Genomic DNA, 23174 nt, shown 5'->3' on the forward strand with positions numbered 1-23174 from the left:
GCCGTCGGGAAGGCGGCGCGCCCCTGCCCTACCAGCCGCCGCCACCACCACCACCGCCGCCGCCACCCGAAAAGCCGCCGCCGCCGGAAAAGCCGGAACTCGACGACTTGGGGGCCGGCAGCGAGGAGGTGAAGGTACCCGACATGGCGCCGACCGTCCGCCCGAGCGAGGACGACAGGTCGCGGGCGTCGAACGCCCGGCCGGAATACCAGGCCGGGGCGTAGCTCGCGGCGGCCGCCGCGCCGGCCGCGGTCAGCAGCCAGGACTGGAACGCCTGCGACCAGGGTTTCTCGACGCCGAGCGCCACCGCATAGGGCAGCAGGGTCTCGAAGTGGCTCGGGCTCATCTGCGGCGCCCCGGCCATGTTCATGCGGTCCTTCTCGGCGACCGACAGGTACATCTTCAGCCCGTCGATCTCGTCCATGACCGTGCGGCCGAGGGCGGTCGGCGCGCCGATGAGGAAATAGAACAGGGCATTGGCGCCGATCAGCAGGGCGATGGCGAAAATCGGGAAGGACAGGTCGGCCGCCAGCAGGGCCACCAGCGCCATGCCCGCACCGACGGTGACGAAAACCATCGTCATGATGCCGGCAAGGATCGCCGGCACCAGTCCCGCGCCCTGGCGGATCAGCTTGGCGAACTGGGTCGAGGCGAGGGCAACGAAGACCGAGCCGATGGTCAGCACGACGAGCATGCCGATGTCGTCCTCGCGGAGGTTGCCGAAGGCCAGCAGCAGGACGATCGTGGCGATGCTGAGACCGATGCCGGGGATCAGGTAGGCGAGATTGCCCTTGTAGTAGCGGCCACGGTTCTCGGTCTCGATCGCCTTGCGGAAGGCGCTGCCCAGCGTCACCACCGCCGAGCCGTTGGCCTTGCTGATCGCCGCCTCGCCGCCGCGGCCGTCGAGCCACTTGCGCACGGCGGCCTCGCCCTTCGGCAGCGGCGCGGCGGCGGGCCGGTCGCGGGCGGCGACCAGTTTCAGGTCGCCGGCGAGATCGTCCAGACGCAGGTGGCCCTTGACGGCCAGCGACAGGCAGGCGGCCGACAGAGCCTTCCAGCCGCCGTCGGCGAAGCCGCGCATGTGGACGTAATAGGCGAGCGCCGGCGAGATGCCATCGGGCGCCGCAAAGCGCGGGAAGACGACGCCGCGGGGCGGGTCGCGGCCGACCGTCCACCAGGTGAACAGGTAGTAGGGCAGGACCAGCAGGAGGCCGAGGCCGACGATCAGTTCGGCCCGGTAGTCGAGATAGAAATAGCCGAGCTTCTCGAGGTCGCCGGGCAGCTCGACCGCCCCCTTGGGCATCGACACGGCGACGGACAGGCCCTCCTGCGGCCGAAGCGGACGGGTCGTGGCGAACAGCACGCTGCCGCCGCCGTCCTCGACGCGGGCGCTGTAGTCGGTGCCGGTGGCGCCGTATGGGCCTGTGAAAGCCGTCCATTCCAGTGCCTCGACGCCCTCGGGCAGGACCACGCGGGCGACGGCGCGGTCGATGGCGAAGGCCCATTCGTTGCCGGTGACGTTCCAGTAGACCTCGTCGTGGTCGTCGAAGAAGCGGATCTGGCGGGTGGTCTCGTATTTGATCGTGTAGGTGTATTCGCCCGGATCGAGGAACACGTCCTCCTGGCCGATGTAGATGCGCACGCCGTCGCCGCCGCGGTTCTCCGCATGGGGCTCCACCCTGCCGTCGCGAAGCACCTCGAGGAGCTCGAAGCCGGCGGTGGCGCGCCGGCCGGTGGCGGTCTCGAAGACCAGCGGGATGTCGCGGAAGATGCCCCGGCGGATCTGCCGGCCCTCCGCGCGCACCCGGATCACCTCGGTGACGGTCAGCGTGCCGTCGGCGGCGACCTCGACCGTCGCGGCGAAGTTCAGGATGCGCTCGTCGGCCCGTGCGCCGGCGGCGATCGAACCGGCGACGGCGACGGTCAGCAGCAGCGCGGCGAGCGCGCGCCCGAGGGCGCGCCGGAGCGAGGGGATCGGCATCGCGCTGCGCTCAGAACGCGACCTTGGGCACGGCCCGGTCGGCCGCATCCTCGATCTCGAAATACTCCGCCTTCTCGAACTTGAACTGCTGGGCGACCAGGTTGGACGGGAAACTCTCGACCATGACGTTCAGCGCCCGCACGGCACCGTTGTAGTAGCGCCGGGCCATCTGCAGCTCGTGCTCGATCCTGTCGATCGAGGCGTGCAGGTCGGAGAAGTTCTGGCTCGCCTTGAGGTCCGGATAGCTTTCGGCGACCGCGAACAGCCGGCCAAGCGCCTGCGACAGCATGCCTTCCGCCTGGGCGCGTCCGGCGACGTCGCCGGGGGCGACGCCGGCCGCGCGGGTGCGCATCTCGGTCACCGCCTCCAGCGCCTCGCGCTCGTGGGCGGCGTAGCCCTTCACCGTCTCGACCAGGTTGGGAATGAGGTCGGCGCGGCGCTTGAGCTGGACGTCGATGCCGCTCCAGCCCTCGCGGACCATCTGCCGCTTGCCGACCAGCTGGTTGTAGAGGGCGATGACATAGACGACGATGCCGATCAGCACCGCCAGAATGATCCAGGTGGTCATGAAACAAGGCCTCCGCAACCGGTTTTGGCGCAGCCTAGCCGCTCGCGGCAGGCTTGTCATCCGCAGGGGTGCGCATGCACCGGGGCGCCCGCGCCCCTCCCCGGCCTCAGCCCTGGTAGCCGACGCCGCCGGCTTCGGTTTCCAGGAAAGCTGCGCCGCAGGCCTTGGCCAGGTCGCGCACGCGCAGGATGTAGCTCTGGCGCTCGGTCACCGAGATGACGCCACGCGCGTCGAGCAGGTTGAAGGCGTGGCTGGCCTTGATGCACTGGTCGTAGGCCGGCAGCACGAGCTGGTGCACGGCCGCGCCCTTGTCCGCGCGCGCATTCGCGCCCGCCTCCAGCAGGCGCCGGCACTCGTCCTCGGCGTCCTTGAAGTGGCGGAACAGCATGTCGGTGTCGGCGTGCTCGAAATTGTGGCGCGAATATTCCTGCTCGGCCTGCAGGAAGACGTCGCCGTAGGTGACCTTCTCGACGCCCTCGCGGCCGTTGTAATTGAGGTCATAGACGTTGTCGACGCCCTGGATATACATCGCCAGACGCTCCAGGCCATAGGTCAACTCACCGGAGACAGGCGCGCATTCGAAGCCGGCGACCTGCTGGAAGTAGGTGAACTGCGACACTTCCATGCCGTCGCACCAGCATTCCCAGCCAAGCCCCCAGGCGCCCAGCGTCGGGCTTTCCCAGTCGTCCTCGACGAAGCGGATGTCGTGGACGGCCGGATCGAGGCCGATGGCGTAGAGGCTCCTCAGGTAGAGGTCCTGCAGGTCGGCCGGCGACGGCTTCAGGATCACCTGGAACTGGTAGTAGTGCTGCAGGCGGTTCGGATTCTCGCCGTAGCGGCCGTCGGTCGGCCGGCGCGAGGGCTGAACATAGGCCGCCTTCCACGGCCGCGGTCCGAGCGAGCGCAGCGTCGTGGCCGGATGGAACGTGCCGGCGCCAACCTCCATGTCGTAGGGCTGCAGCACCACGCAGCCCTGGTCGGCCCAGAAGCGCTGCAGGGTCAGGATCAGCCCCTGGAAGGAGTTCTCGGGGCGCATGTGGGCCGGCAGGGCATCGCTCGACATGGAGGTGAAGTCCAGGGTTCGTCTGAGGCTGCGGACGGGCGTCCGTCCGGGTTCGGGCGACAGGTGCCACGCCCGACCGGCAAGGTCAAGCAGCGGATCCGGCGGAAATTTTCACGATTCCGCCCGCACAAACGTGGCGCGGATCACATCGTGGCGGCTTGCCGGCCGGCCCCGCCTTGCGCCCGGCGCTGCGCGGGGCAATGTCTCCCCCATCGGCGCGGCCGTCCGCGGAACGAAGCGGACGACCGGAGCGCCGAAGATATCGCGGGTGAGGAACCCGCACATCGAGGAGAACGACCATGACCCGCAATTTCATCGTGACCCTGATTGCCACCGCCGGGCTTGCCGCCCTGGTCGGCACCGCCCATGCCCAGAGTGCCGGTCAGGGTGCCGGTCAGGGCAACGGCGGCGGCCGGGGCGGCAGTTCGTCCGCCTCCGGCGACTCCGGCGGCGGCAGCGGCCCGATCCTATGCGCCTCGCGCGCCTGCATGGACCGCCAGGCGGCCGCCGCCGCCGGCACACCCCCGACGCACAACACCCCGCCGCGCGGCAAGATCCGCTATCGCATGGTCGAGCGCGACACCTGCCGGATGGACTATCTGGTCCTCGACAACGGCCCGGTGATCCAGGTCCGCGACTGCTACCGGCCGGAGCGGGTGGTCCGCTGATCCTGTCCGGCTGCCCGGGTGCCGGTCGCGCCGGCCCCGGGCGTCTGTCCGGGCTTGCGCCGCAGGACCGCTCAGGGCTGCTCGGGCCGGTAGCGGCCGGTCTCGGGATCCAGTTCCAGCCGCACGGGCTCGCCGCCCGGTGCGCCGCGCGCCGCCTTGGACAGTGCCGTTTCCACCCGCGCCATCTCGCGGCGCAGGGCCCTGGCGATCAGCAGGCCGCCCGCGGCCAGCAGGGCAAAACCCAGAACATGCGGCATCCGATCCGCTCCTCAATCCGTGACCCGGCCATCCTGCGGGCCATGCCGTAAGGGCAGATCCCGCCGTGGCGACTTCGCCGCTATAGGCCGAACCGCGCCCACAGCGCCCTCGCCTCGACCGCCGACAGAAGATCATCTCCGAGGCCCGCCGGCAAGGGCTGCGCGGCAGCGCCGACACCGACGCCGGTGCGCCGGCCGAACAGCCCGCGCGGCAGGCTGATCAGCCGCGGCTCGACCGCCTCGCCGTAGCGCCGGCGCAGCACCGCGCTCAGGTCGCCGAGGGAATCCACCAGACCGAGGTCGCGGGCCGTCCGGCCGGTCCAGAACTGGCCGCTGAACAGGTCCGGGTTGTCGGCCAGGATGTCGCCGCGCCGTTCGCGCACCATGTCGATGAAGATCTCGTGGATCTCGTGCTGGAGCGCCTTCAGATGGGCGACGTCCTCGGGGTTTTCCGGCCGGAACGGATCGAGGATCGCCTTCTTCTCGCCCGCGGTATAGACGCGGCGTTCGACGCCGATCTTGTCGATCAGGCCGGTGAAACCGAATCCGGCCGATACCACGCCGATCGAGCCGACGATCGAGGCCGGATCGGCGACGATCTCGTCGCCGGCCAGCGCAAGCATGTAGCCCCCCGAGGCGGCGACGTCCTCGATGAAGACCAGCACGTCCTTCTTGTGCTTTTCCGCCAGGTCGCGGATACGCCTGAAGATCAGGCGCGACTGCACCGGCGAGCCGCCGGGCGAATTGATGATGAGTGCAACCGCCGGCGCCTTGCGGACCGAAAAGGCCCGTTCGAGCGGCAGGGCGACGCTAGCCAGCGAAAGGCCGGGCCGCAGCGGGGTGACCAGGCCGATGGGTCCCTGCAGACGGACCACCGGGACGACGGTCCGCCGGCTGCCCGGCAGGAACGGAAGATACGTGCGGATGCGGTCGAACACGGCAAGCGGACTCCTGATCGGACCTGTGTCTGTGCCGCATATAGGCCGAAACGGCCCGTGCTCAAACCCGCAAGGGCGAGAGAACCGCCGTCATCGCGCCGGGCGCAGGCCGAACGGGCCGGCGCTCGCCTTCTTCGCCTTGGCCGCCGGCGTCATCGCCGACGGCTGGAACTGGACGCGGTTGGAGAACTGCCACATCAGCCGCACGCCCGCGCAATCGACCTTACGCCAGACGATGCGGCCCCGGATCGGGATGTCGAAGGCCTCGATGGTGATCAGGATGTCGTCAGGCAGGGCATGGAGGCCTTCGCCCTCGATGCGGCAGCCCGACTTGCTGGCATCGCTGATAACGCAGCAGACCCGCTTTTCGCCCGAGCGGTCGGTGACCCGCGCCGGGATGATCACCTTGATCCGACGTTCCTTGCGCTTGTCGACGTTCTTGCCCTCGCCGAATTCGAAGGCGACGTCGGCTTCCTGGCCGCAGAAGGACGTGATGCGAGCCTTGATCATCTGATCGAGGCCGTCGACGCGCAGGCCGATGGTGTCGTGGAGTTCGCCGATGCGGTTGGACTGGATGCGGCAACCGCTTTCGCTGAAGCGGGAGGCAGATGCCTCGATGCATCTCAGCCGTTCAAGATCGATCACGAGCACCGACACCACCGCCGTCGACGGCAAGTGCGCGATAGCGGCTTCGCTCATCCACCCATCCCCTTTTGAATCCACAGCCATTATTGAAACTGAAGATTGCAATTTGGTTTATGGTCCTCGTCAAATTTAAGTATGAGGCTTTCCCCACGGACCAGGTGCCATGCCTTGGCACGAAACCGCTGCACGGCAGGTGAAAACCGGCGCGAAAGCTTTAATAAATTTCGAATGGAAACCGGTCGGATGCAAAGGGGCCGCGGAAGACCGCTTGCAGCGATGTGCCGCGTCCGGTCCGGTTGCCCTCAACCTTGCGGCGAAGCGGCGAAATCCCAGTCGAGGCGGACACCGGCCATGCCGTCGTGGCGCCAGACGATCTGGCCTTGAACCGGGGCGCCGAGACCGCGGATGTAGAGGCGCACGGAATCGGGCAGTGCATCGATGCCCCGTCCCTCGATGCGGCAGCCCGAGCGGCCGGCATCGGTGATCCGACAGTCGACCGTCGTCTCCGTCGCCGGATCGGCCAGGCGAGCCGGGATGGACACGGTGTAGCGTCGCTCCCGCCGCTTGTTCTGTACCGCCTCGCGGGCTTTCGGAAATACCACTGTGGCGGCGGTGCCGCGGATCGAGGTGATCGTGCCGCGGGTCATCTTCGCCGACCCGGCGAAGTGGATGCCGATCGACCTGTGCAGATGCGCGATTTCCGGCGATGTCAGCCGGCAGCCCCAATCGGTCAGGTTTGACACCGTCGCTTCGATGAAGGTCAGACGATCCAGGTCCACGACGGACACCGGTTGTTCGGCGGAACTCTCGCGAAGGCTGTCGAGGGGCGCGGCAGTCTGCAAAGGCTGACCTCTGTCATCCGATGGCACAGATGTTCAGATTAATGAAAATTCCTTTCAAATCCGTGTAATGCGCCCGGTTCGCGACGGTGCGGCTCTAACCCTCCAGCAGGGCTTGCCGCAATGCCAGGAAGTCGCGCCAGGCGAGCCGTTTCTCCAGCGGGCTGCGGAGCAGATAGGCCGGGTGGAAGGTGGCGATGCAGCGGATCTGCCGGCGCCCGGTGTCGTAGGTCATCCAGCGACCGCGCATCTTGCGGATGCCGTCCTGAACGCCGAGCAGCACCTTGGCCGAGGCGGCGCCGAGAAACACCAGGATATCGGGATCGGCGAGTTCGATCTGGCGCGCGATGAACGGCTTGCAGATCTCGGTCTCTTGCGGCGTCGGCGTGCGGTTGCCGGGCGGGCGCCACGGCACGACATTGGCGATATAGACCTGGCTGCGGTCGAGGCCGATCGCCTTCAGCATGCGGTCGAGCAGTTGCCCGGAGCGTCCGACGAAGGGCAGGCCCTGCAGGTCCTCGTCGCGGCCCGGCGCCTCTCCGACCAGCATGACGCGCGCCTGCGGATTGCCGTCGTCGAACACCAGATTCTTGGCGGTCAGGTGCAGGTTGCAGCCCTTGAATGCTGCCAGGCACGCCCGCAGCGCCTCCAGCGTCTCCGCGGAACGTGCTGCCTCCCGGGCGGAAACCACCGTTTCCTCGCCCGGGATGACCGCCCCGTCGTATCCGCCTCCCCCCGGCAGTGGAGCGGGCACGGGTGCGGCACGGGTGGGGGCCGTGACGCCGGGCCCAGGCGTCGCCGGAGCTGCCGGCCGCAGGTCGGGACGCATTTCCGGGCGCTGCGCAGGCGCACTGCGGCTTGCCTCCGCTTCTGCTGGGAGGGCGAAACGGTCGACCGGCGCCTCCTCCAGCAGGCCGTCGACGCCGGCCGCCTGAAGGAAGTCGAGCAGCGCTTCCAAATCCCGCAGGGACGGGGCTGCGGGGCCCTGGGTCATGTCCATGGCGCCAATCTAGCGACTCGCCCCGCCGAATACAAAGAAACCGGAGACCAAGGAGACCGGAGACCGCCGGCTCCGCCTTTCGAACCACTTGACCTGTCGTCCGTCCGCCAGTCTGATTACGTTGACGTAAGCGTCAAAAAAGCACCTTGACGGCAAGGCATTGATTGCGGCTCCTGTGGCGGTGCACTAAACATGGGCCGCGAGAGCCCGAGCCGGTTCGGCTGCCGCGGCAGCGGTCGCGGACCATGGCCATGCCGGGCGGGGAAGCGGACACGTCGGCCGAGGGACACGATCGCTGAGGGAGAAGGATTGATGACGCAGGAAGAGGCGCTGCCGGAACGCGAGAGCATGGAATTCGATGTCGTGATCGTCGGCGCGGGCCCTGCCGGCCTTGCCGCGGCGATCCGGCTGAAGCAGATCGCCAACGACAAGGGTGAGGATCTCAGCGTCGTCGTTCTCGAAAAGGGCTCGGAAGTCGGCGCGCACATCCTCTCCGGCGCCGTCATCGACCCGATCGCCCTCGACAAGCTCCTGCCCGACTGGCGCCAGGAAGACACGCCGATCAAGACCGAGGTGAAGGAAGACCACTTCCTTGTGCTCGGTCCGGCCGGGTCGCTCCGCCTGCCCAACATGTTCATGCCCAGGCTCATGAACAACCACGGCAACTTCATCGTCTCGCTGGGCAACGTCTGCCGCTGGCTCGCCGGCAAGGCGGAGGAACTGGGCGTCGAGATCTATCCGGGCTTCGCCGCCGCGGAGGTCCTCTACGAGGACGGCAAGGTCGTCGGCGTCGCCACCGGCGACATGGGCATCGGGCGCGACGGCAAGCCGAACGCCAATTTCACCCGCGGCATGGAACTGCGCGGCAAGTACGTGCTGATCGCCGAAGGCGTGCGCGGCTCGCTGGCCAAGCAACTGATCGCGCAGTACCGGCTGGACAAGGACAGCGACGTGCCGAAATTCGGCATCGGACTCAAGGAACTGTGGCAGATCGCCCCGGAGAAGCACCGCCTCGGGCTGGTCCAGCACTCGTTCGGCTGGCCGCTGGACAACCGGACCGGCGGCGGCTCGTTCCTGTACCACCTGGAGAACAACCAGGTCGCGGTCGGCTTCGTGCTGCACCTCAACTACCAGAACCCCTACCTGTCGCCGTTCGAGGAATTCCAGCGCTTCAAGACCCATCCGGCCATCCGCGACACGTTCGAGGGCGGCAAGCGCATCGCCTACGGCGCGCGCGCGATCACCGAGGGCGGCTTCCAGTCGGTGCCGAAACTGTCCTTCCCCGGCGGTCTGCTGATCGGCTGCTCCGCCGGCTTCGTCAACGTGCCGCGCATCAAGGGGTCCCACAACGCCATGCTGTCGGGCATGCTCGCCGCCGAGCACATCATGGCGGCACTGGCCGAGGGCAAGGCTCATGCAGAGCTGACCGCCTATGACGCCGCCTGGCGGGCAAGCGAGATCGGCAAGGATCTCAAGACGGTGCGCAACGTCAAGCCGCTGTGGTCGCGCTTCGGCACGGTCGCCGGCATCGCGCTCGGCGGCCTCGACATGTGGACCAACGAGCTGTTCGGCTTCTCCTTCTTCGGGACGCTGAACCATGGCAAGAGCGACGCGCAGAGCCTCAAGCCGGCGAAGGACTGCACGCCGATCGACTACCCCAGGCCGGATGGCGTGATCTCCTTCGACAAACTGTCGTCGGTGTTCCTGTCCAGCACCAACCACGAGGAGGACCAGCCGGTCCATCTCAAGGTCAAGGACATGGCGCTGCAGAAGGCGTCCGAACACGACGTCTATGCCGGACCGTCCAACCGCTACTGCCCGGCGGGCGTCTACGAGTGGATCGAGGAGGGCGAGGGTGCGCCGCGTTTCCAGATCAACGCGCAGAACTGCGTCCACTGCAAGACCTGCGACATCAAGGACCCGAACGGCAACATCACCTGGACGGTGCCGGAAGGCGCCGGCGGACCGAACTACCCGAACATGTAGCGGCGCCTCGCTCGCCTCCGCCCGGCCGAGGCAAGCAGCAAACAAGCAAAAGGCGCCGCGACGTCTCCGTCGCGGCGCCTTTGCCTTGTGGCCGGCTTTTTCGGTCCAGCGGTCGATGGGACCAGTTCCGCTGGGTGCGGCGTTTCAAGGGGCAGTCCTCTCCGCGCGGGCTTGCCGCCCGTCTGCCTGGAGGGTCGCGTTCCTCGTCCGCTGCCACAAGGCGATAGGGTGTGCGCATGCCGGCGCCGTCCGTTGCCGACGGGCGCTCATGCGATTGCTGTGATCCTGCTGTCGCTTCGGCTTCGACGTCTACGCAAACCGCGCCGAGGCCCCACGTCGTCGCGCCCGCTCCGGACGGCGCGACCGCCTTTGGCCGCGACCGTTGCCGTCATCGCGGCAGCGCGTCTCGTTCGATGCGCGTTATTTAATTCGCCACGAGAAATAAATCAAGAAAATTCCTTCAATCCTTGAAAATTTTTTCATTGAAATAATTATTCAGCATTATCAGTGTTTTATCATTCCGTCTGGCACGAATTTAGGTCCTCCCGGCGCCGGAACGGAAAACGGCCGCCCGTGGCGGCCGTCCCTTGCTGTCCCTGCCGGAGGTCCGGCGCAACCGCTCAGGCCGCCGAGCGCCTGGCCGGCCTGGACCGGCGCCGGTCGCCGTTGCCGCGGGTCTCCTCGGCCCGGTCGGGCTTGCGCGCGCCCTGGGCCTGGACCAGCGCGGCGAGCTGTGCCGGGCTGCCCTCGCGCAGCGGCCTGGCGCCGGACGCCTCGCCCCGGTGCGCGGCCGGCTTGCCAAACTTCTGGCCGTTCTTCTGGCCGCTCTTCTGGCCGTCCCTGTGACCCTGCGCGTTGCCCGGCTTGCGGCTCGCTGCCTGGCCACCCGAACGGTCGTTGCCGCGCTGGCCGCCGCGGCCCTTGCGGGCCGGCGCCGCCCTGCCCTCGGCCGGGACCTCGCCGCTTGCGACGCGCACCTTGAGGCCGGTCAGCTTCTCGATGTCGCGCAACAGCCCGATCTCCTCGGGCGCACAGAAGGCGACGGCATCGCCGTCGGCGCCCGCGCGCGCCGTGCGGCCGATGCGGTGGACGTAGCTCTCCGGCACGTCCGGCAGGTCGAAGTTGTAGACGTGGCTAACGCCGGGAATGTCGATGCCGCGTGCGGCGACGTCGGTCGCCACCAGGATGCGGGTCTCGCCGGTCTTCAGTTCCTTGATCGCCCGGTCGCGCTGGTTCTGGCTCTTGTTGCCGTGGATGGCATTGGCCTTCAGGCCGGCCGCGACCAGCTTGCGCACGACCTTGTCGGCGCCGTGCTTGGTGCGCGCGAACACCAGCGACAGGTCCTGCGCCCGCTCGCTCAGGCAGGAGATCAGCAGGTCGGTCTTGTCGGCCTGGGCGACGAAATGGACGCACTGGTCGACCTTGTCGGCGGTACGGCCGGCCGGGGCGACCTCGACCCGCACCGGATCCTTCAGGTAGGCGCGGGCGAGATCCTCGATCTGCTTCGGCATGGTCGCCGAGAACAGCAGCGTCTGGCGCTTCTTGGGCACCAGCGCGGCAATCTTGCGCAGCGCGTGGATGAAGCCGAGGTCGAGCATCTGGTCGGCCTCGTCGAGGACGAGATAGCCGACCTCGTCGAGGCGCAGGGCGTTGCGGTCGACCAGGTCGAGCAGCCGGCCCGGCGTGGCGACCAGGATGTCGGTGCCGCGTGCGAGCCGCTTGATCTGGCCGCCGATGGAGACGCCGCCCATCACGACCGCCACCTGCAGCGGCGAGCCCTTGACGAAGGCGACGAGGTTCTGTGCGATCTGGGTGACCAGTTCGCGGGTCGGCGCGAGGATCAGCGCCCGGGTCGTGCGCGGCGCGGCCGTGTCGGCGCTGGCCAGCATGCGGTTGGCGAGCGGCAGGCCGAAGGCCGCCGTCTTGCCGGTGCCGGTCTGGGCGAGGCCCATCAGGTCATGGCCGGCGAGAATGTGGGGAATGGCGTCGGTCTGGATCGGCGTCGGCGCTTCGTAGCCGAGCGCGGCGATGGACTTCAGCAGCGGGGAAGAGAGCCCGAGGGCTTCGAATTGGGTCAAGAAATTGCCTTCGCATGGGTGCCGCGCCAGCCGGGATCGGCCGGGCGCCGGCACGTGGATATCCGCCCGCGGCGCGGCAAGCCGGCACCGACGGAACGAGTCGTGAGCGGTTGGGCCTGCGCGCTGGCCCGGGACCGGATTGCCCTCGGGTCGCGTCGACCGTCAGCACCCCGCGTGAATTGGGAACCTGGGAGAAGGACGCCCGCTTCGGGACCGAAGGGGCGAGGACGGGGCCTTGCACGGAACGACCGCGCCTGTGGGCGGGGTCCGCGGATCGTGCTGGTCGCTCACGCGGCGACCGGATCGCGTCTGGTCCGTATATCGGCCTTGTGCGGCACAAAGTCAAGCGCGCCTCAGCCGGGTCGCCTGCCTGTCCGGGGCGTCCCGGACAGGCCCAAGTCCGGCGGCAGACCGCTTTCAGCCCTCCGCGTCGCGCTTCTGCGCCTCGACGCAGGCGAGCGCGGACATGTTGACAACGCCGCGCGAGGTGACCGACGGCGTCAGGATATGCGCCGGCTTGGCGGTGCCGAGCAGGATCGGGCCGACATGCAGCGCGTCGGTGGCGACCTTGAGCAGGTTGAGCGCGATGTTGGCGGCGTCGAGGTTGGGGAACAGTAGCAGGTTCGCCTCCCCCTTCAGCCGCGTGTCCGGCATGACCCTCTGGCGCAACGCTTCCGACAGCGCCGCGTCGCCGTGCATCTCGCCGTCGACCTCCAGGTCGGGGCAGTCGCGCCACAGGATCTCCAGCGCCTGGCGCATCTTGTCGGAGGACGGCATGTCGCGCGAGCCGAAGTTGGACGCCGACAAAAGCGCCACCTTGGGCGTGATGCCGAAGCGCTGGATCTCCTGCGCCGCCAGATGTGCCATCTCGGCCAGTTCCTCCGCGCCCGGATCGACGGTCACGAAGGTGTCGGTCAAGAACAGCGCGCCGCGGCTGTTGATCAGCAGCGACAGGGCGGACAGGTCGCGCACGCCCGCGCGCAGGCCGATGATCTGGCGGATGTCGCGCAGGTGGCGGATGAAACGGCCCTCCAGGCCGCAGATCACCGCATCCGCCTCGCCGCGCCGCACTGCGAGTGCGGAAATGACCGTCGTGTTGGTGCGCACGATGGTACGCGCGGCATCCGGCGGCATGCCCTTGCGGCCGACGCAGGTGAAATATTCGTCGACATAGTCGCGGTAGCGCGGGTCGTCCTGCGGGTTGGTGAACTCGAAGTCGACGCCGGGGCGGATCCTCAGGCCGAAGCGTTCGCAGCGCGCCTTCAGCACCTCGGGCCGTCCGACCAGGATCGGCACGGCGAGCTTGTCCTCGATCAGCACCTGGGCGGCGCGCAGCACGCGCTCGTCCTCGCCCTCGGCATAGATGATGCGCTTGGGTTCGCGGCCGGCTGCCTGGATGATCGGCTTCATGACCAGGCCGGAGCGGAACACGAAGCGGTTCAGACGGTCCAGGTAGGCGTCGAAATCCTCGATCGGCCGGGTCGCGACGCCGGTCTCCATCGCCGCGCGCGCCACAGCCGGCGCGATCCTCAGGATCAGCCGCTGGTCGAAGGGCGACGGGATCAGGTATTTCGGCCCGAAGGTCTCGCTCGCCCCGCCATAGGCGCGCGCGGCGACGTCCGAGGGCTCCTCCTTGGCCAGACCGGCGATGGCCTGCACCGCGGCGTGCTTCATCTCCTCGTTGATCGTCGTCGCGCCGACGTCAAGCGCGCCGCGGAAGATGTAGGGGAAGCACAGGACGTTGTTGACCTGGTTGGGATAGTCGGAGCGCCCGGTGCACATCAGAACGTCGGAGCGCACCGCCAGGGCCTCCTCCGGCATGATCTCCGGCGTCGGGTTGGCGAGCGCCAGGATCAGCGGACGCTCCGCCATGCGCGCGACCATGTCCGGCTTCAGCACGCCGCCGGCCGACAGCCCGAGGAAGACGTCGGCGCCGTCGATCACCTCGGCGAGCGTGCGCTTGTCGGTCGGCTGGGCGAACACCGCCTTCCATTCGTCCATCAGGGCCTCGCGGCCCTCGTAGACGACGCCCTCGATGTCGGTGATCCAGATGTTCTCGCGCCGGGCGCCGAGCGAGACCAGCAGGTTGAGGCAGGCGAGCGCGGCCGCGCCGGCGCCGGAGGCGACGATCTTGACCTCGCCGATCGGTTTCCTCGCCAGTTCCAAGGCGTTGGTCACCGCCGCGCCGACAATGATCGCCGTGCCGTGCTGGTCGTCGTGGAACACCGGAATGTTCATCCGCGCGCGCAGCCGGGCCTCGATCTGGAAACACTCCGGCCCCTTGATGTCCTCAAGGTTGATGCCGCCAAAGGTCGGCTCCAGCGCCGCCACCGCGTCAACGAAGCGGTCGACGTCAGTCTCGTCGACCTCGATGTCGAACACGTCGATGCCGGCGAACTTCTTGAACAGGACCGCCTTGCCCTCCATCACCGGCTTGGAGGCGAGCGGGCCGATGGCGCCTAGGCCGAGCACGGCGGTGCCGTTGGAGATGACCGCGACCAGGTTGGCGCGCGCCGTGTAGTCGGCGGCGGTCGCCGGATCGCGGGCGATCTCGAGGCAGGGAGCCGCGACGCCGGGCGAATAGGCCAGCGCCAGGTCGCGCTGGTTGCCGAGCGGCTTGGTCGCCTGGATCTCCAGCTTTCCGGGCCTCGGATGGCTGTGATAGTACAGCGCCGCTTCGGTGAGGTCGCTCCCGGCCGTCTTCTTGTCGCTCATCTGTCCCCTCGTCGCCGCGGCGGCCAGCCGGCCTGCGGCTCTTCTTCCGTCCTGACTGAATCGGGCGGGTTCAAATCACGCCCTATGTAACCCGGCCCGGTGGCGGATGAGAACCCGCAGCAGCAGAAACAGAACTGTGCCGTTGAGGAGATGCCACAGGAAATGCGTGCCCGGCGCGAAGGCCTCGCAGACAGGCCCGTCGAGGGTGCGGAAGGTCAGCGACACGGCGAAGACGACGCCGGCGGCGAAGATGCCCCTGGCGAGGCCCGCGTCCCGGCGCAGGACCAGCGCGCCGACGACGAAGATCGCCGCCAGCGCCGGCACGTAGCCGGCCGAGGAGCCGACGAAAGGCGCCGCCAGGCCGCCGAGCGGCGGCGTGGCAACGAAGAAGGCGACGGTCGCGGCCAGCGCGACGGCCCAGTGCAGGGCTAGGAAGCGGTTCAGTGCGACAAACAGGTAGACATGGATGAACAGCGCGATCGGAATCACGTCGGCGAGCATCGACCAGCGGTTGGCGAAGGTGTGGAACAGGAACGACCCGACGCCGGTCAGGAACACGATGACGATCAGCGCCAGCGCCATGCGGTCGTCCGGCGCGTGCCGGCGCCACAGGCTGAAGCCGACGAAGGCGGCAACGATGAAGGCCAGGTTGGTCACCGCATTGGCCGGCTCCGCCCAGAAGCCGGGGCCAAGCCGTTCGCAATAGTGGTTGAGCTGTTCGGTCCAGTTCATGGTTGGCGTGTTTCTCCGTCCGCTCGCATTGATGCCGTGATTGGCGCCATCGTGCGACACTGGCCGGCTGTGCCCGCATCACGTCTGCGAGAGCGAGATGGCCCGGCGTGTCGGCGTGATGCAGCCGCGCATGAACGACCTGTTGCGCAGCCTGACCGTCGAATGGCACATCCGCCGGCCGGCGGCCTGAGAATCTGACCGAAGATCGCTCACGCCGCCGCAGCGACCTCGCCGATCAGCCGGCCGAGGCGGGCGATGCCGTCGTCGATCATCGCCTCGCTGGCGCAGGAGAAGCTCAAGCGCAGCGTGTTGCGCCCCGTGCCGTCGGCGAAGAAGGCGCCGCCGGGCACGAAGGCGACCTTGGCGCTCTGCAGCGAGCGGGCGAGCAACTCGGCGCCGTCCATGCCCTCGGGCAGTTCGACCCAGATGAACATGCCGCCGTCCGGCTTCGACCAGCGGCAGCCCGCCGGCATGTGCGCCTCGAGCGCGGCCAGCATGCGGTCGCGGCGGGCGCGGTAGACCTTGCGGATCCTGTCGACCTGAGCGGCAAAGCCGGTCTCGGCGACGCGCGCGATCGCCATCTGGTTGATGGTCGAGGAGTTGAGATCGGCCGCCTGTTTCATCAGCACCAACTTGGAGACGACCGGCGCGGCGGCGCAGATCCAGCCGAGCCGCAGGCCCGGCGACAGGGTCTTGGAGAAGCTGCCGCAATAGAGCGTGCGCGTGCGGTCGATGTGGCCGGTGCGGGCGATGTCGAGCGCGAGCAGCGGGGGCACCGGCTCGCCGTCGTAGCGCAGCGACTGGTAGGCGGCGTCCTCGATCACCGCGATGTCGAGTTCCTCGGCGAGGTCGAGGATGCGCTCGCGCGTCGTCCGGTCGAGCGTCTCGCCGGTCGGATTGGCGAAGTCGGCTGAGACATAGGCGAACTTCACCGCTCCGCCCCGCTCCCGGGCGGTTGTCGCGAAGTCGGCCGCCGGGCGGTTGGCGAAGGGAATCAGCCGGTCGTAAACGGGCTCGTAGGCGTTGAAGGCCTGCAGCGCGCCCAGATAGGTCGGCCAGCCGACCAGGGCGGTGTCGCCCGGCGACAGGAACAGCTTGCCGAGATAGTCGAGCGCTTGCTGGGAGCCCGACGTGACGATGATGTTGTCGATCGTGCAGGGAATGCCGATCGCGGCCATCTGGCCGGCGATCCAGGCGCGCAGCGGGGCGTAGCCCTCGCTGACCGAATATTGCAGCGCGCTCCGGCCGGCCCCCTCGGCGAACAGGGCCGCATAGGCGGCGGCGAACTCGGCGTCGGGAAACAGCGCCGGATCGGGTATGCCGCCAGCGAAGGAAATGATGTCCGGCCGGTCGAGGAGCTTGAGCAACTCGCGGATTTCCGAAGCGCGCATCCGCGCGGAGCGCGTGGCGAAGATATGCTCCCAGTCCAGCATGGCGATTTCCGTCCCTCACATTTTGCCTGACAGAACCACAGGCGCAATGATGCGTCAATAATGCTGACCTATATGCAGCAAAAATTCTTCCCGGCACCCCTCTCCGCAACAATGCGTCGCCGAGGACGGATCGCCGGCCCGGCGACGGTCCAGCCCTGCGGCTCCACGCCTCTGGAACGCGCTCCGTTTAGGGTCTATGTCAGAGACTGAGGAGACGCCCATGATCAGACTGGACGAAAGTCGCCCCTTCATTCCGATGCGCATCGCGGTGCTGACCGTGTCGGACACCCGCTCGCTGGAGGAGGATCGTTCCGGCTCGACGCTCGCCGAGCGGATCGAGCAGGCCGGCCACCGGCTCGCCGACCGTAGGATCGTGCGCGACGAGATCGAGGAGATCCGCGTCGTGGTCCGGACCTGGATCGCCGATCCCGGCATCGACGTGGTCATCACCACCGGCGGCACCGGCTTCACCGGCCGCGACGTCACGCCGGAGGCGATCGAGCCGCTGTTCGAGAAGCGCATGGACGGTTTCTCGGAGGTGTTCCACCGCCTCTCCTACGACAAGATCGGCACCTCGACGATCCAGTCGCGCGCCACCGGCGGCGTGGCGCAAGCGACCTACATCTTCGTCCTGCCGGGCTCGCCGGGCGCCTGCAGGGACGCCTGGGACGGCATCCTGAAATGGCAGCTCGACTACCGGCACATGCCGTGCAACTTCGTCGAGATCCTGCCCCGGCTGGACGAGCACCTGAAGCGCGGCAAGCTCAGGGAAGCGTGAGCGCAGGACGCCGGAGGGTTTCCGGAGGGTTTCCGGCAGGATGTCGGCGGGAGTCCGGACGGTTTCCGGACCCGCTTTTTCAGCCGTGGAGGCGCAGTACGACGCGCGGCGGCAGGCGCAGCATGGCGACGCAGAAGCGCGCCAGCGCACGGCGGAACGCCGTCACCATGCTCGGTTCCTCGGGCCTGCCGGAGCAGATCGCCGAGGCGCGCAGGAACACCAGGCGGCTGCGCCCGATGCGCCGGACGAGGTCGATATCCTCCATTTCCGGCAGCGGCTTGTGGCCGCCCAACTCCTTGTAGAACCTGCGCGAAATCAGAAGACCCTGGTTGCCGTAGGGCATCGCCAATGCCTGGCTGCGCAGCATCGCGGTGAGTTCCGACAGCCGCGCGCCCCAGCCGAAGGCATCGAGCTTGAGACGGAACGCGGCGGCGCTGCGGTCGCCCTGCCCGGCGCGCTCGGCGCGCTCGATGAAGGCCGCCACCTCGTGGTGCCAGCCCGTCTCCAGCACCGTGTCGGCGGCCAGGAACATCAGCCAGGGCCCCCTTTTCGCCTGCTCCGCCCCCGCCGCCATCCGCTTGCCGCGGTCGCCGGAAACCGGCAGCCAGTCGCATCCGGCCGCATCGGCGACGCGTGCGGTGGCATCGGTCGAGCCGCCGTCGACGACGATCACCTCCCGCACGATGCCTTCGGCAGCCGCCGGTACCAGCGCTGCCAGAGCGTGGGCGAGGCTGTCTTCGCAGTTCAATGTCGGAATGATGACGCTGATCATGAAACGATCTTGTAGCGGCTTTTTTTGTGCAATGCGAGAGAGGCGGGTTGTATCGGGTCGGAAATTGGCTAATGTTCCCGTTATGTTCATGCTCGAACCGGACAGAGAGCGCATGGCCCCGACCGATTCCGACGACTGCCTCGAGGTTCCGGCTGTCACGGACAGCGATCTCGTCGCCGCCGACCGCCGGCGCGGGCGCGGCGCGGCGCTCAATCGGTCGGGCCGCTACGAGTGCCAGAGCCGGACCTCCTTCGACGACGGCTGGGACACGCTGGAAGACCTGCCGCCGCTGAAAACGACGGTGCAGGAGGAAAAGGCGCGCACGATCATCACGCGCAACAGTTCGCCCGACATCAGTTTCGACCGCTCGATCAATCCCTACCGCGGCTGCGAGCACGGCTGCATCTACTGTTTCGCCCGGCCGACCCATGCCTACATGGGCCTGTCGCCCGGCCTCGATTTCGAAACGCGCCTGTTCGCCAAGCCGAATGCCGCCGAACTGCTCGAGCGCGAACTGGCCCGTCCGGGCTACGTGCCCCGGACCATCGCCATCGGCACCAACACCGATCCCTATCAGCCGATCGAGCGCCGCTACGCGCTGATGCGGGAGATTCTTGAGGTGCTCGACCGCTGTAACCATCCGGTCGGCATCGTGACCAAATCCGCGCTCATCCTGCGCGACGCGGACATCCTGGAGCGCATGGCGGCGCGCGGCCTGGCCAAGGTCGCGCTGTCCGTCACCACGCTCGACAAGTCGCTGGCGCGGATGATGGAGCCGCGCGCCTCGGCGCCGCACAAGCGCCTAGGCGCCGTGAAGACCTTGGCTGCAGCCGGCATCCCGGTCGCGGTGATGATGGCGCCGGTCATTCCCGCGCTGACCGACTGCGAGATCGAGACCATTGTCGAAACGGCGGCCGACCACGGTGCGAGCGAGGCCGGTTACATCCTGCTGCGGCTGCCGCTCGAGGTGTCGGACCTGTTCCGCGACTGGCTGCTGCGCAACCGGCCGGACCGCTACCGGCATGTCATGAATGTGCTGCGATCGATGCGCGGCGGCAAGGACTATGACCCCGAATGGGGCACGCGCATGAAGGGCAAGGGGCCCTATGCCGACCAGATCGGCAAGCGCTTTGCGCTTGCCGCCAGACGGTTCGGTCTCAACCAGAGACGGCGGAAACTGGACTGCGACTCCTTCCGACCTCCCCTGATCGGCGACGTGCAGCTGTCGCTGTTCTGATCGGGCTATCCGCTTGCCACCACCGGCGGCCGTGGCCACACTCGGCTCCATGCCGTGCCGCCAGACCGATTCCCTGTTCGACCTGCCCTTCGGACCGAGCTTCGACGCCACGCTCGAGGAACGGCACGCGGCCCTGTTCGGCGGTCGCCTGGCCGGGGTCGACGAGGCGGGCCGTGGCCCCTGGGCTGGGCCCGTTGTCACGGCAGCCGTCGTCCTCGACTACCGGCGTCTGCCCGCGGGGCTCGACGATTCCAAGAGACTGTCAGAGGTGCAGCGCGAAGCGCTCTACGAGGAGATCTGCGCGTCCGCCTGCGTCGCGGTCGCCAGTGCCTGCCCGACGTCGATCGACCGGGACAACATCCGCACCGCAACGCTTGCGGCGATGACCCGTGCGGTCGACGCCCTGGCGCTCACGGCCGGGATTGTGCTGATCGACGGAAGAGACGTACCGCCGGGCCTGGCCGGCCGGGGTCAGGCGCTCGTCAAGGGCGACCAGCGCTGCCTCGCGGTGGCCGCCGCCTCGATCGTCGCCAAGGTCACCCGCGACAGGATGATGCGGCTGCTCGACGGCTGCTGCCCCGGTTATGGCTTTTCCGCACACAAGGGCTACGGCGTCCCGGCGCACGCACAGGCGCTCCTGCGTCTCGGGCCCTCGCCGCACCACCGGTTGAGCTTCAAACCGGTCGCCGCCGCCGGACGGCCGGAGTGACGCCCGCAAACCCCTGCCTTGAAAACGACAAAGCGGCCCTTGGGGGCCGCTTTCTCGTTTCTTGCGGACATCCGAACCGTCAGTTCAGGCTTGCCTTCACCTGGTCGATGCTCCTGGCCATGATGTCGTCGGCGACCTTGTCCTGGACCTTGGCCTTGAGGATCTGCTCGGCTGCAGCGACCGCGATGTCGGCAGCCCTGGCCCTGACCTCGGCGATCGCCGCGGTTTCGGCCTGCGCGATCTTGTCTTCCGCCGCTCTGGTGCGGCGGGCGATCATGTCCTCGAGCGCCTTGTTGGTCTCGACCGTCAGCCGCTCTGCCTCGGCGCGGGCCTCCGCGACGATGGCTTCGGCCTCGGATTCGGCCTCATGGCGCTTGCGCTGATACTCGGAGAGAAGCGCCTGAGCTTCCTCGCGGAGCTTGCGGGCTTCATCCAGTTCGTTGCGGATGGTATCCGCCCGCTTGTCGAGCGCGGCGCCGATCTTGCCCGGGACCTTGACCCAGAACATCACCACGAAGAACAGGACGAGGCCAACGAATGCCCAGAATGTTGCGTCCATTGCCGTCCCCTATTCCATCGCAGCCTTGACCGCCTTGTTCAGGTCGGTCTTGGTCGGAGTCTTGCCGATCAGCGCCTCGACGAGGGCCGACGAGGTTTCCGTGGCAATCTCGCCGACCTGGGCAAGCGCCTCGGTCTTGATCGACGCGATGCGCGCTTCGGCCTCAGACAGCTTGGTCGCGATGCCGGCTTCCGCCTTTTCGCGCCGCGCGTCGTTTTCGGCCTTCAGCTTTTCGCGGGTGTCATGCGCGATGCCGCGCGCCTTGGCGCGGGCTTCGGCAAGCGCCTGCTCGTAAGCAGCAATCGCCTCGTCGGTGTCCCGCTTCAGCCGATCGGCTTCGGCCAGATCGCCGGCGATGCGGTCGCGGCGGTCCTCGAGGATTCCGGCAATGCGCGGCAGGGCCACGTTCTTCATGATCCAGTAGAACAGACCGAACGTGATCGCCAGCCATAGAAGCTGCGAGGCAAAGGTCGAGGCGTCAAACGGCGGAAAGCCGACGCCATGCTCCGCTTGCGGCACTTCTATGACTTCCGTGTGCGCACCCGCCTGATTTTGGGCTTCGCCTGCCATATTCGCCTCCAAATGCCGGACAGGCGGCGCGATTGCGCCGCCGCCGGTATCACCTTGTGGATCGCTTCAGGAAGAAGGCGATCAGGCGAAGAGGAGCAGAAGGGCGATCAGCAGGGAGAAGATGCCCAGAGCTTCGGTCACGGCGAAGCCGAACACGAGGCGGCCGAACTGGCCGTCGGCAGCCGACGGGTTGCGCAGGGCGCCCGACAAGTAGTTGCCGAAGATGGTGCCGAGGGCGATCGCAGCGCCGCCCATGCCGAGGCAGGCGATACCGGCGCCGATGTACTTTGCAGCTTCTGCTTCCATGACACGTGCTCCTAATTGACGTTTGTCAGTTTGGTTCAGGCGGCCGCTGCGGCCACGTGATCGGTGAACTTAGTGGGACGGATGGATGGCGTCGTTGAGATACATGCAGGTCAGGACCGTGAAGACATAGGCCTGCAGGAACGCAACGAGGAACTCCAGCGCCGTGAGCGCCACCGTCATTCCAAGAGGAAGGACGGCCCCGAAGATGCCGACCGCGCCCATGGCGCTCATGCTTACCACGAAGCCGGCGAACACCTTCAAGGTGATGTGACCAGCCAGCATGTTCGCAAACAGACGAACCGACAGGCTGATCGGGCGAGACAGGAACGAGATCACCTCGATCGGGGCAACGATCGGGATCAGGGCCGCGGGCACGCCCGACGGCACGAAGAGATGCAGGAAATGCATGCCATGGCGCATGAAGCCGTAGATCGTCACCGTCAGGATCACGAGCATGGCCAGCGCGAAGGTCACGATGATGTGGCTGGTCACCGTAAAGAAGTACGGGAACATGCCGAACAGGTTCGCCACCAGAACGAACATGAACAGAGAGAAGACCATCGGGAAGAAGCGCATTCCTTCCGTTCCTGCGGAACTGCGCAGCATGCCGGCCACGAATTCGTAGGCCATTTCCGAGATCGACTGCAGACGGTTCGGCACGAGGCCGCGGTTGCTGCTGGAATGGATCAGAAAGGCGGACGCCGCCGCAACCGTCGCCACCATGAACAGCGACGAGTTGGTGAAGGAAAAGTCGACACCGCCGACCTCGATCGGGAAGATCTTCTGGATCTGGAACTGATGGATCGGATCGTTCGCCACCGGTCAACCTTCGTCGTTCTATCGTTCAAGGGCGCGCAAGGCGCGGGCACATTCCTCTCGACCGGCTCGTCACCGGGCGTCGTCGCGATCCATCCGCGCACGGGTTTCTGACCCCTGTTCGGCAACCTTGCCGGTCGCCCTCAGGACATTCAGAACACCGGCAGCAAACCCGAGCAGCAGGAAGACGATCAAGCCGAACGGCGATGTCCCGAGCCACTCATCAAGGACCCAGCCGATGCCTCCGCCCACCAGGATCCCGGCTATGAACTCCGACGAGAGCTTCATTGCCTGGCCGTATCCCGATGCCGGCCGGGCCGAACGTTTGGCCTCCGCCAGCAGTTCGCTGCGGCGCCTTTCGTCCAGTTCCCGGTTCAGCCGGTCCCGTCGCGCTGACAGGTCGGCTTCGGAGAGTTCCGGGCTTCGATCGCCAGGTCCGCCCTGTTGCGAAGAACCGTTCATGATGTTCCCTCGCATGCAGCCGGGCGGCCGATCAAGCAGCCAGCGCCCCCTTGAGCCGCGCG

General features: G+C 67.7%; 23 protein-coding genes. 5 read left to right on the top strand and 18 right to left on the bottom strand.

Annotation, left to right across the window (positions count from 1 at the left end; translation table 11 throughout):
- Window positions 1-28: 28 nt before the first annotated feature.
- The 3 genes from SL003B_RS16855 to SL003B_RS16865 form a co-directional block, all read right to left on the bottom strand.
- A complete protein-coding gene (locus SL003B_RS16855) occupies window positions 29-1981 on the bottom strand; it encodes a DUF2207 domain-containing protein (RefSeq protein ID WP_013654072.1) in 1953 nt (650 codons plus the stop codon).
- A gap of 10 nt (window positions 1982-1991) precedes the next feature.
- On the bottom strand, window positions 1992-2549 hold the full coding sequence (locus SL003B_RS16860) for a LemA family protein (RefSeq protein ID WP_013654073.1): 558 nt from the start codon (window positions 2547-2549) through the stop codon (window positions 1992-1994).
- A 106-nt stretch (window positions 2550-2655) separates the two neighbouring features.
- Complete coding sequence (locus SL003B_RS16865) at window positions 2656-3612, bottom strand: glycine--tRNA ligase subunit alpha (protein WP_013654074.1); 957 nt, start codon at window positions 3610-3612, stop codon at window positions 2656-2658.
- Between the two features lie 299 nt (window positions 3613-3911).
- Here SL003B_RS16865 and SL003B_RS16870 point away from each other — a divergent pair, with 299 nt between their 5' ends.
- Entirely contained in the window at window positions 3912-4280 is a 369-nt protein-coding gene (locus tag SL003B_RS16870) for a hypothetical protein (RefSeq protein ID WP_013654075.1), read from the top strand.
- Window positions 4281-4351: 71 nt separating this feature from the next.
- Here SL003B_RS16870 and SL003B_RS16875 read toward each other — a convergent pair whose 3' ends face one another.
- The 5 genes from SL003B_RS16875 to SL003B_RS16895 all read right to left on the bottom strand — a co-directional run bounded on the left by SL003B_RS16875 (window position 4352) and on the right by SL003B_RS16895 (window position 7959).
- Window positions 4352-4537 carry a hypothetical protein gene (locus tag SL003B_RS16875; protein ID WP_041375604.1) on the bottom strand — a complete coding sequence of 62 codons (186 nt, stop codon included), beginning with the start codon at window positions 4535-4537 and terminating at the stop codon, window positions 4352-4354.
- Between the two features lie 80 nt (window positions 4538-4617).
- Window positions 4618-5475 (bottom strand): S49 family peptidase, encoded by an 858-nt coding sequence (locus tag SL003B_RS16880; protein ID WP_013654076.1) that lies wholly within the window; start codon window positions 5473-5475, stop codon window positions 4618-4620.
- Window positions 5476-5565: 90 nt separating this feature from the next.
- Window positions 5566-6174 (bottom strand): PilZ domain-containing protein, encoded by a 609-nt coding sequence (locus SL003B_RS16885; protein WP_013654077.1) that lies wholly within the window; start codon window positions 6172-6174, stop codon window positions 5566-5568.
- A 248-nt stretch (window positions 6175-6422) separates the two neighbouring features.
- Complete coding sequence (locus tag SL003B_RS16890) at window positions 6423-6899, bottom strand: PilZ domain-containing protein (protein WP_013654078.1); 477 nt, start codon at window positions 6897-6899, stop codon at window positions 6423-6425.
- A gap of 157 nt (window positions 6900-7056) precedes the next feature.
- Window positions 7057-7959, bottom strand: a complete 903-nt coding sequence (locus SL003B_RS16895; RefSeq protein WP_013654079.1) for a uracil-DNA glycosylase — start codon at window positions 7957-7959, stop codon at window positions 7057-7059.
- A gap of 312 nt (window positions 7960-8271) precedes the next feature.
- Between SL003B_RS16895 and SL003B_RS16900 the strand changes: the two genes are divergently transcribed.
- Window positions 8272-9945 carry an electron transfer flavoprotein-ubiquinone oxidoreductase gene (locus tag SL003B_RS16900; protein ID WP_013654080.1) on the top strand — a complete coding sequence of 558 codons (1674 nt, stop codon included), beginning with the start codon at window positions 8272-8274 and terminating at the stop codon, window positions 9943-9945.
- A gap of 620 nt (window positions 9946-10565) precedes the next feature.
- On the opposite strand, the gene SL003B_RS16905 is transcribed toward SL003B_RS16900, so the two are convergent.
- From SL003B_RS16905 to SL003B_RS16920, 4 genes are all read right to left on the bottom strand, one after another.
- Complete coding sequence (locus SL003B_RS16905; RefSeq protein WP_085997584.1) at window positions 10566-12023, bottom strand: DEAD/DEAH box helicase; 1458 nt, start codon at window positions 12021-12023, stop codon at window positions 10566-10568.
- A 417-nt stretch (window positions 12024-12440) separates the two neighbouring features.
- The gene (locus tag SL003B_RS16910; RefSeq protein ID WP_013654082.1) at window positions 12441-14738 is read right to left on the bottom strand and encodes an NADP-dependent malic enzyme; all 2298 of its coding nucleotides are present in this window, start codon (window positions 14736-14738) and stop codon (window positions 12441-12443) included.
- A gap of 75 nt (window positions 14739-14813) precedes the next feature.
- The gene (locus SL003B_RS16915) at window positions 14814-15470 is read right to left on the bottom strand and encodes a ceramidase domain-containing protein (RefSeq protein ID WP_013654083.1); all 657 of its coding nucleotides are present in this window, start codon (window positions 15468-15470) and stop codon (window positions 14814-14816) included.
- A 209-nt stretch (window positions 15471-15679) separates the two neighbouring features.
- Window positions 15680-16900 carry an aminotransferase-like domain-containing protein gene (locus tag SL003B_RS16920; RefSeq protein ID WP_242390403.1) on the bottom strand — a complete coding sequence of 407 codons (1221 nt, stop codon included), beginning with the start codon at window positions 16898-16900 and terminating at the stop codon, window positions 15680-15682.
- Window positions 16901-17123: 223 nt separating this feature from the next.
- Here SL003B_RS16920 and moaB point away from each other — a divergent pair, with 223 nt between their 5' ends.
- Window positions 17124-17681 (top strand): molybdenum cofactor biosynthesis protein B, encoded by a 558-nt coding sequence (gene moaB / locus SL003B_RS16925; RefSeq protein ID WP_013654085.1) that lies wholly within the window; start codon window positions 17124-17126, stop codon window positions 17679-17681.
- Between the two features lie 79 nt (window positions 17682-17760).
- Here the strand turns inward: moaB and SL003B_RS16930 are convergent, their stop codons facing one another.
- Window positions 17761-18453: a glycosyltransferase gene (locus SL003B_RS16930; RefSeq protein WP_013654086.1), complete on the bottom strand. Its 693-nt coding sequence runs from the start codon at window positions 18451-18453 to the stop codon at window positions 17761-17763.
- Window positions 18454-18565: 112 nt separating this feature from the next.
- Here SL003B_RS16930 and SL003B_RS16935 point away from each other — a divergent pair, with 112 nt between their 5' ends.
- Together SL003B_RS16935 and SL003B_RS16940 are read left to right on the top strand one after the other, a co-directional pair.
- Entirely contained in the window at window positions 18566-19690 is a 1125-nt protein-coding gene (locus SL003B_RS16935; protein ID WP_049792679.1) for a PA0069 family radical SAM protein, read from the top strand.
- Between the two features lie 31 nt (window positions 19691-19721).
- Window positions 19722-20399: a ribonuclease HII gene (locus SL003B_RS16940; RefSeq protein WP_242390267.1), complete on the top strand. Its 678-nt coding sequence runs from the start codon at window positions 19722-19724 to the stop codon at window positions 20397-20399.
- Between the two features lie 79 nt (window positions 20400-20478).
- Here the strand turns inward: SL003B_RS16940 and SL003B_RS16945 are convergent, their stop codons facing one another.
- The 5 genes from SL003B_RS16945 to SL003B_RS16965 form a co-directional block, all read right to left on the bottom strand.
- Window positions 20479-20958 (bottom strand): F0F1 ATP synthase subunit B family protein, encoded by a 480-nt coding sequence (locus SL003B_RS16945; RefSeq protein ID WP_013654089.1) that lies wholly within the window; start codon window positions 20956-20958, stop codon window positions 20479-20481.
- Between the two features lie 9 nt (window positions 20959-20967).
- Entirely contained in the window at window positions 20968-21528 is a 561-nt protein-coding gene (locus tag SL003B_RS16950; protein ID WP_041375605.1) for a F0F1 ATP synthase subunit B, read from the bottom strand.
- 81 nt (window positions 21529-21609) lie between these two features.
- Window positions 21610-21834, bottom strand: coding sequence for a F0F1 ATP synthase subunit C (locus tag SL003B_RS16955; protein WP_013654091.1), 225 nt, complete (start codon window positions 21832-21834; stop codon window positions 21610-21612).
- 69 nt (window positions 21835-21903) lie between these two features.
- Window positions 21904-22653 carry a F0F1 ATP synthase subunit A gene (locus tag SL003B_RS16960; RefSeq protein WP_013654092.1) on the bottom strand — a complete coding sequence of 250 codons (750 nt, stop codon included), beginning with the start codon at window positions 22651-22653 and terminating at the stop codon, window positions 21904-21906.
- Between the two features lie 69 nt (window positions 22654-22722).
- Window positions 22723-23112, bottom strand: a complete 390-nt coding sequence (locus tag SL003B_RS16965) for an AtpZ/AtpI family protein (protein ID WP_013654093.1) — start codon at window positions 23110-23112, stop codon at window positions 22723-22725.
- Between the last annotated feature and the right edge of the window lie 62 nt (window positions 23113-23174).

This window comes from Polymorphum gilvum SL003B-26A1 (assembly GCF_000192745.1).
Classification (GTDB): Bacteria; Pseudomonadota; Alphaproteobacteria; order Rhizobiales; family Stappiaceae; genus Polymorphum; species Polymorphum gilvum.